This is a genomic window from Aliihoeflea sp. PC F10.4, from assembly GCF_054612275.1.
Map to the genome: position 1 here is coordinate 4,309,014 of NZ_JBTSWH010000001.1, position 14,658 is coordinate 4,323,671.

Genomic DNA, 14,658 nt, shown 5'->3' on the forward strand with positions numbered 1-14,658 from the left:
CCGTGCGCGTCCTCGCTTTGGCGGCAAGGATACCAAGAAACGCGGCGAAGGCGAGGCCGCCCACCAAATCGTGAAACGTGCGCGTTATTCGAGCCAGCCCGGCACCGAATCAAGGCCGATCAGATCGTCATAGCTCGGCCGTGCGCGCACGACATGGAAGCGGTCGCCCGATACCAGCACTTCAGGCACGAGCAGCCGCGTATTGTAGGTACCGGCCTGCACCGCGCCATAGGCACCGGCCGTCGCGACGTAGATCAGGTCGCCGGATTTCATCGCAGGCAGATCGCGATCCTGACCGAGATAGTCGCCCGTTTCGCAAACAGGGCCGACGATATCGACATTCATGCGCGCAGCATCCATCGCTGGCTCCACGACAGGATGGATTTCGTGGAACGCGTCGTAAAGCGTCGGGCGGACGAGATCGTTCATTGCGGCATCAACGATCAGAAAGTTCTTTGCCTCGCCTTCCTTCACATAGATGACTTGGCTGACGAGAATACCGGCATTTCCCGCGATCAGACGGCCGGGTTCGAAAATGACTTTCAGGCCAAGCGGCTTCAGCCTGCGGCGCACGGTCTCGGCGTAGGCGTCCGGCAGTGGCGGCGGCTGGTTGTCGAAATGATAGGGAATGCCAAGCCCGCCGCCGATATCGACATGGCTGATGGCATGGCCGTCGGCCTTCAACTGGGCAACGAGGTCGATCAGCAGCGCGATGGCGTCGTCGAATGGCTGCAACTCGGTAATCTGGCTGCCGATATGCGTGTCGATGCCGACGATTTTAAGCCCCGGAAGCTCGGCGGCGCGGGCATAGGCGGCGCGAGCGCGCTTCCAGGCGATGCCGAACTTGTTCTCGGCCTTGCCGGTCGAAATCTTGGCGTGGGTCTTCGCATCGACGTCCGGATTGATGCGCAGGGAGACCGGCGCTGTCCTGCCGGCTGCCAGCGCACGCTCGGACAAAAGCTCGAGTTCTGGTTCGGATTCGACATTGAAGCAGTGGATGTTCGCCTCAAGCGCGAAATCCATCTCGCGCGCGGTTTTGCCGACGCCGGAAAAGACGATCCGCTCGGGCGGGATACCGGCGGCGAGCGCGCGGCGCAGTTCGCCTTCAGAGACCACGTCCGCGCCTGCGCCGAGCTTTGCTAGCGTGGTCAGAACGGCCTGATTGGAGTTGGCCTTCATCGCGTAACAGACGAGCGCGTCCATATCGGCGAAGGCGTCCGCGAAGACTTGATAATGCCGCGTCAATGTCGCGGTGGAATAGCAGTAGAACGGCGTGCCGACCTCTGCCGCGATGTCGAGCACCGACACATCCTCGGCGTGCAGAACGCCGTTCCTGTATTCGAAATGGTTCACAGCCGGATTTCTCTAAAGAAGGCCGTCGAGGATGAACGGCCGGTCCCGGACTGGCGGCGTCGGCTCGGGCGGCAGCGGCTGATTGTTGTCTGCCGCTTCCTGCCGGGCGTCGACAGCCGCCTGATAGGGCGTGTCGAGCGAGCCGGGACGGCGGCCGCAGGCCGAAACGGCTATTGCAACCGCCATTACGAGTGCGAGCGACGCGATAAACCTGCCAGATGCCATGAGCCTCGTCCGGATCGATGCAAAGATGAGTTCGTGTTTAGCGACTTTTGGCGCGCGCCGCATCCTGTTTCAGCCGCTTTCTCCAGTAGCGAATCTGACGGCGCACTTCCTGCGGCGCGGTGCCGCCAAACGAGGTGCGGCTCTTGACCGACGCCTGCACGGACAAGACCGAGAAAATATCGTTCGTCACGCGCTCGTCGATCGCTTTCAATTCATCGAGCGTGAGGCGGTCGAGCGTCACTTTCCGCTCTTCGGCCAGCGCGACGGCGCGGCCGGTGACGTGATGCGCTTCGCGGAACGGCATGCCTGCTTCGCGCACCAGCCAGTCGGCAAGGTCGGTCGCGGTGGAATAGCCCGAACCGGCCGCTTTCTTCATCGCGGCGGTCTGGACCGTCATGTCGGAGATCATGCCTGTCATGGCTGCGATCATCAGGTCGAGCGTTTCAGCCGCGTCGAAGACGGCTTCCTTGTCTTCCTGCATGTCCTTCGAATAGGCCAGCGGCAGACCCTTCATGACCGTCAAAAGCGCGATCATGTGGCCGTTGATGCGGCCGGTCTTGGCGCGGATGAGTTCGGCAGCGTCGGGGTTTTTCTTCTGCGGCATGATGGAAGAGCCGGTCGAATACTGATCGGACAGGCGCACGAAGCCGAATTGCGGCGTCGACCAGATGACGATTTCCTCGGCGAGCCGGGACAAATGCGTGGCGCAGATCGAGGCGGTCGACAAGAATTCAAGCGCGAAGTCGCGATCCGACACCGTGTCGATGGAATTGCGGGTCGGCTCGCGAAAGCCGAGCGCCGTCGCCGTCATCTGCCTGTCGATCGGAAAGCCCGTACCGGCGAGCGCCGCCGCACCGAGCGGGGATTCGTCCATCCGTTCGATCGCGTCACGCACGCGCGAAAGGTCACGGCCGAACATCTCGACATAAGCCATGCAATGATGGCCGAAGGTGACGGGCTGCGCCGTCTGAAGATGCGTGAAGCCCGGCATGACGGTGGCGGCATGTTCCTCCGCGCGCGTCAGAAACGCCTCGATCAGCGCTGCAAGCGCCGCTTCCGTGCGCTGCAACTCCTCCTTCACCCAGAGGCGAAAATCCAGCGCCACCTGATCGTTGCGCGAGCGGGCCGTGTGAAGACGTCCGGCAGCGGGTCCGATCAGGTCTGCAAGCCGCGCCTCGACATTCATGTGGATGTCTTCGAGCCGCGCGGAGAACTCGAACGTGCCGGCCTCGATCTCGTCCTTGATCTGGTTCAGGCCGCCGACGATCTTGTCGCGGTCCTCTGTCGAAATGATGCCTTGCTTTGCCAGCATCTCGGCCTGCGCGAGCGATCCGCGAATGTCCTGCGCGTAAAGCTTCCTGTCGAAGCCGATGGAGGCGTTGATCGCCTCCATGATTGCGGCTGGACCCGAGGCAAATCGTCCGCCCCACATCTGGTTGCTGGCCTTCTTTTCGCTCATCGTGATATTCCGCGTTTCCGGAGACAGATCATGGCTAATCAAAAATCGAACCTTCCGACGGGCCGGCTGATCGGGATCGCGGCCGTCGCCGGCGTTCTGGCCGGTGCGCTCGGCGTATACGTGATGGGTGGGTCGTCTGGCAATAACGAGACGGCACCGGCGACGGCTGCCGTCGATCCACAGGCCGCTGCCGCATGCGAAGCAAAGACCGAAAAGGTCGCCGCGCTCGATCCGCTGATCCGGGGCGAGGTCGCCGCCATGCTGCCGGCCGATCCGCCGCGCCTTGTCGGCGATCTCGCCTTCAACGATCCGCAGGGGCAGGCGATGCAGCTTGGCGATATCGGCAAGGTGACGCTCGTCAATCTGTGGGCGACGTGGTGCGCGCCGTGCCGTGAGGAAATGCCGGCGCTCAACGAATTGCAGGACGAGATGGGCGGCGAGACGTTCGAAGTCGTCGCCGTCAATGTCGATACGGGCGATGACGAGAAGCCGAAGGCGTTTCTCGATGAGATCGGTGTCGCCTCGCTCGGCTATTACCGTGACAACACGCTCGGCCTTTTCAACGATCTGCGTCGCCGCAATCTGGCGCTTGGCCTGCCGGTTACGCTTCTGGTCGACAGCGACGGATGCCTGCTGGGGCATATGAACGGTCCCGCCGAATGGGCCAGCGAGGATGCCAAGGCGTTGATCGAAGCAGCTCTCTAGAATCGTCGATATTCGGCCCCGGACGGCCTGCTCGCTGCGCTTCAAATCGATGGACGTGAATAAAAAAGGGCGGCTCATGGCCGCCCTTTTTCGGTTCAGTGCTTGGCGCGTGAGATGCGCTCGGGGATCAGCCCTCTCGGCGCGAAGCGCAGGCATAGGAGCAGGATCAAGCCCATCATCAGCGGCCGCATATAGGGCGCGGCGTCGACGAGTTGTTGGCGCACGGGGTTTGACGGGTCGAGCGGGGAAGTCAAAACCGACATCACCCAGCCGCCGACGGGTTCTGCCTCGACCCAGACGAACCAGATCAGGAACCCGCCCAGCACCGCGCCCCAGTTGTTGCCGGAGCCGCCGACGATGACCATCACCCAGATCAGGAAGGTGAAGCGTAGCGGCTGATACTGGCCGGGCGTAAACTGGCCGTCGAGCGTGGTCAGCATCGCGCCGGCGACACCGACGACGGCGGAGCCGAGGACGAAGACCTGCAAATGGCGCTTGGTGACGTTCTTGCCCATGGCGGCGGCGGCGTCGCGATTGTCCCTAATGGCGCGCATCATGCGACCCCATGGCGAGTTCAACGCCCGCTCGGCGAGGAACATGACGATGACCAGCACGATCGCGAACAGGATCGCATAGGACAGGCGCACATAAAGCGCCGACGCGAAGGTCGGGTGCATGTTCAGCGTCGCGGCGAGGTCGAGGAACCAGGGCTGCTGCTGCAACTGGATTTCGTAGGCGACGGGGCGGGGCAGGCCGGCGACGTTCTTGACGCCGCGCGTCAGCCATTCCTCGTTGCGCATGATGGCGATGATGATCTCGGAAATGCCGAGCGTGGCGATCGCCAGATAGTCGGCGCGAAGGCCGAGCGCGACCTTGCCGACGATCCATGCCGCGCCAGCCGCAAACAGGCCGCCGACGAGCCATGACAGCACGATGGGAAGGCCGAGGCCGCCGAGATAGCCGGTTCGCGCCGCGTCATAGCCTTCGATCGCGGCAACCGCCGGATCGAAGAAATGGCGGATCACGAAATAGCCCACCGCCGCGATGAGGATTGCGGCGACATTGCCACGCTTGCCACGAATGCGCGAGCGCACAAGCACGACCAGCCCGATCGTGCCGAGAAGCGCGATCGCCGTCAGCCCGATACCGACGCCGCCGGCCGACCACGCGCCGGGCACAGGCGGCATGGCGACGATGATGCCTGCAAGGCCGCCTAGGGCCGCAAAGCCCATGATGCCGACATTGAAAAGACCGGCATAGCCCCACTGGATATTCACGCCCAGCGCCATGATCGCGGAGATCAGGCACAAATTGAGGATCGTGACGGCGAGCGTCCAGCTCTGGAAGACGCCGACGATCAGGAGCAGCGCCGCCATGGCGCTGTAAAGAACGATGATGCGGTTGCGATTGCTCACAGCACTCTCCCGCGGAATATGCCGGTCGGCCGGATGAGGAGGACGATCACCAGAATGACGAAGGAGATCGCGAACTTGTATTCGGTGGACAGAAGCTGCACGAGCCCTTCGGGCTGGAAGCCCATATATTCGAGCACACGCTTATAGGCGTAGGTCAGCGTTACCTCCGAGAAGGCGACGACGAAACCGCCTGCAATTGCGCCGATCGGCTGTCCGATGCCGCCGACAATTGCAGCCGCGAACATCGGCAAAAGAAGCTGGAAATAGGTGAAGGGACGGAAGCTCTTGTCGAGACCGTAGAGCACGCCGGCGATGGTCGCGAGCGCGGCCGCGATGATCCACGTCACCCGCACGACTTTGTCGGGGTTGATGCCCGACAAAAGCGCCAGATCCTCATTGTCTGAATAGGCGCGCATGGCTTTGCCGGTGCGCGAATAGTTGAGGAACCAGAAGAGCGCGACGACGACGACGATGGCGACGACAACCGTGATCGCGACCGGCAGGCGGATCGCCAGACCTTCGGCAAGGCCCGTCCATTCGCGAAACTCACGAACGGTGATGAGGAAACGCTCGCCATCGGCGAAGCGCTGGTCGTTCGGCCCAATGATCAGACGCACGATGCCGTTCAGGATGAACATCACGCCGACCGAAGCCATCACGAGCACGATGGAGGCCGATTTCTGCCGCCGGTAAAAGCGGAACACGAGCCGGTCGATGAGGAGCGCCATCAGGATCGCGCCGACTATGCCGATGGGAAGCGCCAGAAGCGCCGTCGGCAACGGCCCGAGCGTTACGCCGGCGCCAATCAGCCACCACGTCACCAGAATGGTGATCATGGTGCCGAAGGCCATCAGGTCGCCATGGCTGAAATTGGAAAAGCGAAGAATGCCGAAAACGAGCGTGATGCCGAGCGCACCGAGCGCGAGCTGCGCACCATAGGCCAGACCCGGCAGGAACACGAAATTGGCGAACATGACGAGGGCATTGAGGAAATCCATCGTCAACCTCCCAGGAACGAGGCGCGAACCTCGGGATTTGCGAGAAGCGCCTCGCCGGTGTCGGTGAACCGGTTGCGGCCCTGAACGAGGACGTATCCGCGATCGGCGATCGCGAGCGCCTGACGTGCGTTCTGCTCGACCATCAGGACGGCGATGCCGGTGGCGGCGACGTCGAGGATGCGGTCGAACAATTCGTCCATGACGATGGGCGAGACACCTGCGGTCGGCTCGTCGAGCATCAACACGGAAGGCTGCGTCATCAATGCGCGGCCGACGGCGACCTGCTGGCGCTGGCCACCGGACAATTCGCCGGCGGGCTGCTTGCGCTTTTCCTTCAGGATCGGGAACAGGTCGAAAATCTGCGCCATCGTGTCCGAGAAATCGTCGTTGCGGATATAGGCGCCCATTTCCAGGTTTTCCTGGACGCTCATCGTCACGAAGACGTTCGAGGTCTGCGGAACGAAGCCCATTCCGGCCTTGACCCTGTCCTGCGGCGACAGGGTCGTAATGTCCTTCTCGCCGAGGCGCACCTGACCTTCGCGCAAGCCCAGCATGCCGAACATCGCCTTCATGGCTGTCGATTTGCCGGCGCCGTTCGGGCCGACGATGACCGCGATCTCGCCCTTTTCGACGGCGATGGTGCAGGAATGGAGAATGTCGGCGCCGCCATAGCCGCCGGTCATGTTCTCACCGATGAGGAAGCTCATTGGACGGCTTCCTTCCTGGCGCGCGCGGGACGGTTCTTGAGGCCCGTTCCCAGATAAGCTTCGATGACCTGCTCGTTGGCCTTGACCTCTTCGGCCGATCCTTCGGCAAGCACATGGCCTTCGGCCATGACGATGACGGGATCGCAAAGGCGGCCGATGAAATCCATGTCGTGCTCGATCATGCAGAACGTGTAGCCGCGTTCCTTGTTGAGGCGCAGGATGGCGTCGCCGAGCGTGTTCAAGAGCGTGCGGTTGACGCCCGCGCCGACCTCGTCGAGGAAGACGATCTTGGCGTCGACCATCATGGTGCGGCCAAGTTCGAGCAGCTTCTTCTGGCCGCCGGACAAATTGCCGGCGAGCTCGTCCGCGACGTGGCTGATTTCGAGGAATTCGATGACCTCGTCCGCGCGCTTGCGCACATCCGCCTCGCGCTCCCTGACCTTAGAGGGCCGCAGCCACACGTCGACGAGCATTTCACCCGGCTGGGACGGCGGCACCATCATCAGGTTCTCGCGCACGGTCAGCGTCGAGAATTCATGCGCGATCTGGAAGGTGCGCAGGAGCCCCATATGGAACAGCTCGTGCGGAGCCATGCCGGTAATGTCCTGCCCATCGAGCCAGACCTTGCCAGATGTCGGCCTGTAATGGCCCGCGATGACGTTGAAAAGCGTCGTCTTGCCGGCGCCGTTCGGGCCGATGAGACCTGTGATGGAGCCCTTGGCGATCTCGATGCTTGCGCCATCGACCGCCTTGATGCCTCCAAAATGCATATGCAGATCGTCCACTCTGATCATGCAATTCCCCTTGGCCGCGGTTTTTCTTGATTGTGCCATTGCGAGGTGCGTTCAATCCGCAAGCGGGCCTGTTGCGCGCATTCGCGCACTGGCTTCGCAACGGTGTCTGACGCTCCCCCACGCCGGATATGCAAGGCTACGGCCTGACGCCCCGCAATTCGTGGGAGCGCCAATAGCGATTGAAAACTCAAAAGTCGAGTGCGCGGTTCAAACAGTCTCGTGACTGCGACGATTTTGAACGAAAATGGCCCGGCGAGGTCGTCGCCGGGCCATAATCTTACTCGATCTGCAGAAAATCAGCGATAGCCGACTGTCTTGAATTCGCCGTTCTCGATGATGTACTCGCGGTAGGAGCCGGCAGCTTCACCGGGACCGATCAGTTCGACATTGGTCACGCCGACATAGTCGATGTCGCCGCCATCGGCGAGAATCTGGAGGCCCTTGGCGAGTTCGCCCGGCAGGATCGGCTCGCCCGGTCCGTTGGCGACTTCGAGAACCGCATCACGGATCGCGGTGCGGTCGGCCGAACCGGCCTTCTGCATGGCGAGCGCAATGAGAGCGCCGGCGTCGTAGCTTTCACCGGTGTAGGAGCTCGTCGGGTCGAAACCGGCAGCTTCGGCAAGACCCGCGAAGAGGTCCGAGCCTTCGCCCTCGGCACCCGGCACGACGCCGATCGTGCCTTCGAGATCGTCGCCGATCACATCGATCAGGCTCTGGCCATACATGCCGTCGCCCAGTGCGAAGCGGTCGAACGCGCCGGTGTCAACGGCCGAACGGATGATGCCGACACCGCCTTGGTCGACGTAGCCGAGGACGACGAGCATGTCGCCGCCGGCGGCTGCGAGTGCGCCGACTTCCGCCGAATAATCGCCCTTGCCGTCATCGTGCGGAGCGGCGATCGTCACCGTGCCGCCGGCAGCCTCGAAGGCTGCGACGAACGAATCCGAGAAGCCCTTGCCGTAGTCGTTGTTCGTATAGGACACGGCAACCGACGTGATGTCGTTGTCGCCCAGCACTTCCGTGAGGACTTCGCCCTGACGCGCGTCGGACGGCGCGGTGCGGAAGAAGTAGTCGTTGTCCTCGATGGTGGAGAGCGCCGGCGATGTCGCCGAAGGCGAGATCATCACGAGGCCGTTCGGTACGGCGACGGCGTTGACGAGACCGATCGTGACGCCCGAGCAATCGGCACCCATGATCGCGGCGACGTTGTCGGTGGTCACGAGACGCTCGCCGGCGGCTGTCGCGGCGGCGTTGTCGATGCAGGTGGAGTCGGCGCGGATCGGGTTTAGCGTCGAGCCGTCGAGCAAGAGGCCGCTTTCATTGACTTCCGAAAATGCCAGTTCGGCACCGGCCGCCATTGCGGGCGTGATGCTTTCGAGCGGGCCGGTGAAGCCGAGGATGATGCCGACATTGATCTCTTCCTGCGCGGATGCGGCACCTGCGGCGAGCAGCGCAGCGCCGGCCACCGAGGCGGCGAAGAGGTTGCGGAAATTGGACATATTCAAATGCCTCCCTTTGGAGAGTGTTCCTGAGTCTGAAGTTCGCCCGGATCTGTATCGAGCCCGGATTGGGCGCGATATTCCAACCTCGCCTTGCGTTTGTAAAGCCTCGCAAATCGGCATTTCACGACTGGCTTAACAAGAAGATGGACCGCTCTGGACAAAATTGCCGGTGCGTTGAACGCAATCTTTATTTGCGGCGGTCGGAAAAGCAGCTTTCGTAGTGTCCCGGCAATGGCCGATCCGGGATCGCGGCGAAAAAAAAGCCGGCTGGAAGCCGGCTTTTCTCTTGGCGTTTTTGACGATCAGAACCGATACGAAATCTTGGCCGTGACCGTGTGATAGTCGAAGTCGGAAGGTTCAAGCGTCGTACCCGCAGCCGGGTTCGCGCTTCCCGGACCGCCGAAGGGGCCGCCCGTCAGATTGGCCTGAAAGTCGTTGTTCAGGCGCGTGTAGAGGTATTCGATGCCGAACGACAGATTGTCGGTGAGCATCGTTTCCACGCCGCCGCCGACCGTATAGCCGAAGCCGTCCGTATCTCCGCTCGTGGTGAACGAGGCGGGCGATGCCGCGCCCTGGATATAGTCGATATCGAAATCACCATAGGCTAGGCCGCCGGTCGCATAAGCGAGCCAGCGATTGTCGGCGAATGCATAGCCGACGCGGGCACGCAACGTGGCGAGGTAGTTCAAGTCGCGAGCGAAAGTGTACTCCGCCGGGCTACGCGAGAAGACGCTCTCGACGCTGTCGACATCGGTGTAGTTGACGTCGAGCACACCGCCGAAGACGATATTGCCGCGCTGCCAATCGTAACCGATATGTGCACCGCCGACGAACCCGTCGGAGAAGCTGTTTCCGCGTGCGACGCTCGATCCCGGCACCGCGCCAGCCGGCGTGAAGGCAGTGATGAGCGGGCCAAACGTAAATGGCGAGATCGAAACATCGCCAGCCGATCCAAACCCGTAACCGGCCTGAATACCGGCGTAGAAACCTTCCCAGCTAACGCCCGAGACGACGTCCATCGCTATCGGAGCCGGTTCCTGATAGACGACGTCAGCCGCCATCGCAGTGCTTGCAGCTAGCGAGGCAATGCCCGCCAGGATAATAATGCGCTTCATTGAATACTCCCTCCAGATGAGACGACGCAGCAACGGAGAGCATGTCAGAAAGTTGCGCAAACAAGAGTAAACTAAGACGTGATCGTGACTGAAAATGGGCGAGGTTGCCCAAATGTCACAATTTAGAGTTGTCTAATTCTAGCGTGTCGGGACCGGATGCTCGCCGCGATAGTCGTAAAAACCTCTCCCGGACTTGCGTCCGAGCCAGCCGGCTTCGACATATTTTACCAGGAGCGGGCAGGGGCGGTATTTCGAATCCGCCAGCCCGTCATACAGAACCTGCATGATCGACAGGCAGGTATCGAGACCAATGAAGTCGGCAAGCTGAAGCGGTCCCATCGGATGGTTGGCGCCGAGCTTCATGGCCGTATCGATCGCCTCGACCGAGCCGACCCCTTCATAGAGCGTATAGATCGCTTCGTTGATCATCGGCAGAAGAATGCGGTTGACGATGAAGGCGGGAAAATCCTCCGCCACCGTGATCGTCTTGTCGAGGCTGCTGATGAAGTCGCGCGCGCTCTCGAAGGTGGAGTCCTCGGTCGCGATGCCGCGAACCAACTCGACCAGCTTCATGACCGGGACCGGGTTCATGAAATGGATGCCGATGAAGCGCTCGGGCCGGTCGGTCTGTGCGGCAAGGCGCGTGATCGAGATCGACGAGGTATTGCTCGCCAAGATCGCTTCCGGGTTCAGAAGCGGGCAAAGCTGCGCATAGATCTTGCGCTTGATCGTCTCGTCTTCACTGGCAGCCTCGATGACGAGGTCCGCGTCGGCGAGGTCTTGCATCTCGGTCGCCGGTGAAATCGCCGCGAGCGCTTTTTGACGGACCCCATCTTCCAGCTTGCCGGACGAGACCTGCCGGGCGAGGTTGCCGCTGATCGTGGCGATGCCGGATTCGATCCGATCGGACGAAACGTCGTAAAGTTTGACGTTGTAGCCCGCCATGGCGGCAACATGCGCAATGCCGCCGCCCATCTGTCCGGCGCCGATCACGCCGATCGTCTTGATCGTTGCTGCCATCGTTCTCGCGATCCCGTCGAGTGCGCCCGCTGCCGGGCGTCTTTTTATGTTGCGATGCAAAGTAGAAGGGCGGGACTGGTTCGTCCAGCCCCGCCCTTCTTCATTTGCAACAATTCGCGATCAGCGGCTCAAAGCGCTTTTTCGAGTTCCGGCAGGACGGTGAAAAGGTCACCGACCAGGCCGTAATCCGCGACCTGGAAGATCGGGGCTTCCTCATCCTTGTTGATGGCAACGATGACCTTGGAATCCTTCATGCCGGCCAGATGCTGGATCGCGCCGGAAATGCCTGCCGCGATGTAGAGATCGGGCGCGACGACCTTGCCGGTCTGGCCGACCTGCCAGTCGTTCGGCGCGTAGCCGGCATCGACGGCCGCACGCGAAGCGCCGACGGCCGCACCGAGCTTGTCGGCGATCGGCAGCATGACTTCCTCGAACTTCTCCTTCGAGCCGAGCGCGCGTCCGCCCGAAACGATGATCTTCGCCGAAGTCAATTCGGGACGGTCGGATTCGGCGATCCGGTTCTCGACGAAGGTCGACAGGCCCGGATTGTCGGCGGCCGAGACGCTTTCGACCGAGGCCGCCCCGCCCTCGCCGGCGCCCTGGAACGAGGCCGTGCGAACGGTGATGACCCGCTTCGGGTCGGACGATTGCACCGTCTGGATCGCGTTGCCGGCATAGATCGGACGCTTGAACGTGTCGGCCGAGACGACTTCGACGATGTCGGAAATCTGCATCACGTCGAGGAGGGCCGCGACGCGCGGAAGGACATTCTTGGCCATGGTCGTGGCGGGCGCGATGATCGTGTCGTAGCCGTCGGCCAGCTTGACGATCAATGCCGCCAGCGGCTCTGCGAGGCGCTCAGCCAGTTCGTCGGCCTCGGCCAGCAGCACCTTGCGGACGCCGGCGAGCTTGGCCGCAGCGTCGGCGGCGGCCTGCGCGCCCTTGCCGGCGACCAGAACATCGACATCGGAGCCGATTTTCGTTGCGGCCGACAGCGCCTTGGCGGTCTGGTCGGAAAGCGTTGCATTGTCGTGTTCGGCAATCAGAAGAATAGCCATGTCGTTTCTCCTATCCCTCTAGCTTCAGATGACGCCTGCGGACTTCAGGCTGGAGACGAGCTCCGCCACGTCCTTGACCTTGACGCCCGCCTTGCGGCCGGCTGGCTCCTCGGTCTTCAGCACCTTGAGACGCTGCGACACCTCGACGCCGAAATCGCCGGCGGACTTTTCGTCAAGTGGCTTCTTCTTGGCCTTCATGATGTTCGGCAGCGAAGCGTAGCGCGGCTGGTTCAAACGAAGGTCGGTCGTCACGATCGCGGGCAGCTTCAGGTCGATGGTCTGGAGGCCGCCATCGACCTCGCGCGTGACCTTGGCCGAGCCGTCGGCAAGCTCGACCTTCGAGGCGAAGGTGCCCTGGCTCCAGCCGAGCAGCGCCGCCAGCATCTGGCCGGTCTGGTTGGCGTCGTCGTCGATCGCCTGCTTGCCGAGGATCACGAGTTCCGGCTTTTCCTCATCGACCACACCCTTAAGGATCTTGGCGACGGTCAGCGGTTCGGTCGTCTCGTCGACCTTGACGAGGATGCCGCGGTCTGCGCCCATCGCGAGCGCCGTGCGGATCGTCTCCTGCGCCTGCTGAGGTCCGATCGAGACCACCACGATCTCCTCGACCTTGCCGGCTTCCTTGAGGCGGATCGCCTCCTCGACGGCAATCTCGTCGAACGGGTTCATCGACATCTTGACGTTGGCGAGGTCGACGCCAGAACCGTCCGCCTTGACGCGGATCTTGACGTTGTAATCCACAACCCGCTTGACGGGGACCAGAACCTTCATGCGTGCGAAACCTTTCCCTTGCTGCGAGCGGTCAAGCTAGCAAAGCTTTTCCGCGTTGCATGTCTGAAATCGACATTCCGGGGCGGTGAGCCGTCAGGCGCGGTCCCGGACCAATCGCGGCGGACCCTAGTTGCTGCCAGAATAGGCGTCAATACGGGTGATGTGCGTCGAAACGGTTGAAATTTCACCGTTCCCAGGGGCCGCGTCGTCGATTCGATGCGTTGGCGATATGCTGCGCCGAACTGTCCGTCACGACGGCAGCGGGCGTAACGATGTTCCGGTCGAAAAGAGGGACGTCCGGACGCTTCATGATCGTAATCAATACCGCGCCGGCGACGATGCCGCCGATATGCGCCGCCCATGAGATCTGGTTCTCGCCGGCTATCGCGAACATCACGAACTGAAAGCCGATCCACAGAACGAGCGCGATCCACGCCGGGATGCGCAACGGAATGCGGGCGAAGGCCAGTATCCAGATTTTCACGCGCGGATGAAGCAGCAGATAGGCGGCGACGATGCCGGCAACCGCACCCGACGCGCCGATCAGCGGTACCTCGGACATTGGTGCGGCAAGGCCGTGCAGCAATGCACCCGCGACCGCGCAAGCGAGATAAAACAGTAGAAACTTCACATGCCCCATCGCGTCTTCGACATTGTCGCCGAAGACCCACAGGAACAGCATGTTGCCGCCCAGATGGAAGATGTCGCCGTGAAGAAACGCGTAGGTGAGGTAGGTGGCGATGCCCGGAACCGCTTCCAGCTCCGCCGGCAGTTCGGCGTAATCGAATGCCACGGACGGAATGTAGCCATAGGAAAAAGCGGCTGCCTGCGCCGCCTGCCATCCGCCCGCCGCCGTCATGAGATAGACGATCACATTGGCCGCGATCAGCCCGATCGTGACGTATTGCTTCTTGATATGTCTAAGATGATTGGCGTCGTGAAGAGGGATGAACATCAGCGATTTTGACCGGGCACCCAAAGCAGGTCGGCGCGCCCTTCGTCGTTGACGGCGCGTGCAGCCACGAACAGAAGATCGGACGCGCGGTTGATGTAGCGGATCGCCTCTGCGCTGACGATTTCACCTTCGATGCGCGACAGTTCCACCATCAGCCGTTCGGCGCGGCGCGCGACGGTGCGGGCGAGATGCAGCGCGGCGGCGGCAGGCGAGCCGCCCGGCAGGACGAAGGTGCGAAGCGGCGTCAGCCGCTTGTTCAGGATATCGATGTCGGCCTCGATGCGGGCGACCTGCGAGGCGACGATGCGCAAGGGTTCGTAAGACAGTTCCTCGCCCGTGTCCGGGGTCGCCAGATCGGCGCCGAGATCGAACAGGTCGTTCTGGATGCGCCCCAGCATCGCGTCGATATCGCCGTGGGTGGAAGCTGTGTGAAGCCGCGCCATTCCGATACAGGCATTCGCCTCGTCGACGGTGCCATAGGCCGAAACGCGCAGATCGTATTTGGGGCGGCGCTCGCCGCTGCCCAGCGCCGTCGTGCCGTCATCGCCGGTGCGCGTGTAGATACGATTTAGAATGACCAA

General features: G+C 62.2%; 15 protein-coding genes. 1 reads left to right on the forward strand and 14 read right to left on the reverse strand.

Annotated features, from left to right (window positions below; translation table 11 throughout):
* Positions 1–84: 84 nt before the first annotated feature.
* The 3 genes from lysA to argH are packed head-to-tail and all read right to left on the reverse strand — an operon-like array spanning position 85 to position 3,037.
* Positions 85–1,353: a diaminopimelate decarboxylase gene (gene lysA, locus ACX82Z_RS21655; RefSeq protein WP_459591147.1), complete on the reverse strand. Its 1,269-nt coding sequence runs from the start codon at positions 1,351–1,353 to the stop codon at positions 85–87.
* Between the two features lie 12 nt (positions 1,354–1,365).
* Positions 1,366–1,578, reverse strand: a complete 213-nt coding sequence (locus ACX82Z_RS21660; protein WP_459591148.1) for a hypothetical protein — start codon at positions 1,576–1,578, stop codon at positions 1,366–1,368.
* Positions 1,579–1,615: 37 nt separating this feature from the next.
* Complete coding sequence (gene argH, locus ACX82Z_RS21665; RefSeq protein WP_459591149.1) at positions 1,616–3,037, reverse strand: argininosuccinate lyase; 1,422 nt, start codon at positions 3,035–3,037, stop codon at positions 1,616–1,618.
* A gap of 30 nt (positions 3,038–3,067) precedes the next feature.
* Here argH and tlpA point away from each other — a divergent pair, with 30 nt between their 5' ends.
* Positions 3,068–3,742, forward strand: a complete 675-nt coding sequence (gene tlpA, locus ACX82Z_RS21670; protein ID WP_459591150.1) for a thiol:disulfide interchange protein TlpA — start codon at positions 3,068–3,070, stop codon at positions 3,740–3,742.
* A gap of 95 nt (positions 3,743–3,837) precedes the next feature.
* On the opposite strand, the gene ACX82Z_RS21675 is transcribed toward tlpA, so the two are convergent.
* From ACX82Z_RS21675 to ACX82Z_RS21725, 11 genes are all read right to left on the reverse strand, one after another.
* Positions 3,838–5,157 carry a branched-chain amino acid ABC transporter permease gene (locus tag ACX82Z_RS21675; protein ID WP_459591151.1) on the reverse strand — a complete coding sequence of 440 codons (1,320 nt, stop codon included), beginning with the start codon at positions 5,155–5,157 and terminating at the stop codon, positions 3,838–3,840.
* Entirely contained in the window at positions 5,154–6,155 is a 1,002-nt protein-coding gene (locus ACX82Z_RS21680) for a branched-chain amino acid ABC transporter permease (RefSeq protein ID WP_459591152.1), read from the reverse strand. The genes ACX82Z_RS21675 and ACX82Z_RS21680 overlap by 4 nt, the downstream gene beginning before the upstream one ends.
* Positions 6,156–6,157: 2 nt before the next feature.
* On the reverse strand, positions 6,158–6,862 hold the full coding sequence (locus tag ACX82Z_RS21685; protein ID WP_459591153.1) for an ABC transporter ATP-binding protein: 705 nt from the start codon (positions 6,860–6,862) through the stop codon (positions 6,158–6,160).
* Positions 6,859–7,656 carry an ABC transporter ATP-binding protein gene (locus tag ACX82Z_RS21690; RefSeq protein WP_459591154.1) on the reverse strand — a complete coding sequence of 266 codons (798 nt, stop codon included), beginning with the start codon at positions 7,654–7,656 and terminating at the stop codon, positions 6,859–6,861. Before ACX82Z_RS21690 ends, ACX82Z_RS21685 begins: the two co-directional genes overlap by 4 nt.
* Before the next feature lie 296 nt (positions 7,657–7,952).
* Positions 7,953–9,155: an ABC transporter substrate-binding protein gene (locus ACX82Z_RS21695; RefSeq protein ID WP_459591155.1), complete on the reverse strand. Its 1,203-nt coding sequence runs from the start codon at positions 9,153–9,155 to the stop codon at positions 7,953–7,955.
* A 305-nt stretch (positions 9,156–9,460) separates the two neighbouring features.
* Complete coding sequence (locus tag ACX82Z_RS21700) at positions 9,461–10,273, reverse strand: outer membrane protein (RefSeq protein WP_459591156.1); 813 nt, start codon at positions 10,271–10,273, stop codon at positions 9,461–9,463.
* A 138-nt stretch (positions 10,274–10,411) separates the two neighbouring features.
* Positions 10,412–11,293, reverse strand: coding sequence for a 3-hydroxybutyryl-CoA dehydrogenase (locus ACX82Z_RS21705; RefSeq protein ID WP_459591157.1), 882 nt, complete (start codon positions 11,291–11,293; stop codon positions 10,412–10,414).
* 128 nt (positions 11,294–11,421) lie between these two features.
* On the reverse strand, positions 11,422–12,351 hold the full coding sequence (locus ACX82Z_RS21710) for an electron transfer flavoprotein subunit alpha/FixB family protein (protein ID WP_459591158.1): 930 nt from the start codon (positions 12,349–12,351) through the stop codon (positions 11,422–11,424).
* A gap of 24 nt (positions 12,352–12,375) precedes the next feature.
* Entirely contained in the window at positions 12,376–13,122 is a 747-nt protein-coding gene (locus tag ACX82Z_RS21715) for an electron transfer flavoprotein subunit beta/FixA family protein (protein WP_459591159.1), read from the reverse strand.
* Between the two features lie 184 nt (positions 13,123–13,306).
* Positions 13,307–14,077 (reverse strand): rhomboid family intramembrane serine protease, encoded by a 771-nt coding sequence (locus ACX82Z_RS21720; RefSeq protein WP_459591160.1) that lies wholly within the window; start codon positions 14,075–14,077, stop codon positions 13,307–13,309.
* Entirely contained in the window at positions 14,077–14,658 is a 582-nt protein-coding gene (locus ACX82Z_RS21725; RefSeq protein WP_459591161.1) for a cob(I)yrinic acid a,c-diamide adenosyltransferase, read from the reverse strand. Before ACX82Z_RS21725 ends, ACX82Z_RS21720 begins: the two co-directional genes overlap by 1 nt.

Coding starts and splice junctions, on each gene's coding strand:
- ACX82Z_RS21660 (WP_459591148.1), bottom strand. CDS start 1,578: ATGGCATCTGGCAGGTTTATCGCGTCGCTCGCACTCGTAATGGCGGTT.
- argH (WP_459591149.1), bottom strand. CDS start 3,037: ATGAGCGAAAAGAAGGCCAGCAACCAGATGTGGGGCGGACGATTTGCC.
- tlpA (WP_459591150.1), top strand. CDS start 3,068: ATGGCTAATCAAAAATCGAACCTTCCGACGGGCCGGCTGATCGGGATC.
- ACX82Z_RS21680 (WP_459591152.1), bottom strand. CDS start 6,155: ATGGATTTCCTCAATGCCCTCGTCATGTTCGCCAATTTCGTGTTCCTG.
- ACX82Z_RS21685 (WP_459591153.1), bottom strand. CDS start 6,862: ATGAGCTTCCTCATCGGTGAGAACATGACCGGCGGCTATGGCGGCGCC.
- ACX82Z_RS21690 (WP_459591154.1), bottom strand. CDS start 7,656: ATGATCAGAGTGGACGATCTGCATATGCATTTTGGAGGCATCAAGGCG.
- ACX82Z_RS21695 (WP_459591155.1), bottom strand. CDS start 9,155: ATGTCCAATTTCCGCAACCTCTTCGCCGCCTCGGTGGCCGGCGCTGCG.
- ACX82Z_RS21700 (WP_459591156.1), bottom strand. CDS start 10,273: ATGAAGCGCATTATTATCCTGGCGGGCATTGCCTCGCTAGCTGCAAGC.
- ACX82Z_RS21705 (WP_459591157.1), bottom strand. CDS start 11,293: ATGGCAGCAACGATCAAGACGATCGGCGTGATCGGCGCCGGACAGATG.
- ACX82Z_RS21710 (WP_459591158.1), bottom strand. CDS start 12,351: ATGGCTATTCTTCTGATTGCCGAACACGACAATGCAACGCTTTCCGAC.
- ACX82Z_RS21715 (WP_459591159.1), bottom strand. CDS start 13,122: ATGAAGGTTCTGGTCCCCGTCAAGCGGGTTGTGGATTACAACGTCAAG.
- ACX82Z_RS21720 (WP_459591160.1), bottom strand. CDS start 14,077: ATGTTCATCCCTCTTCACGACGCCAATCATCTTAGACATATCAAGAAG.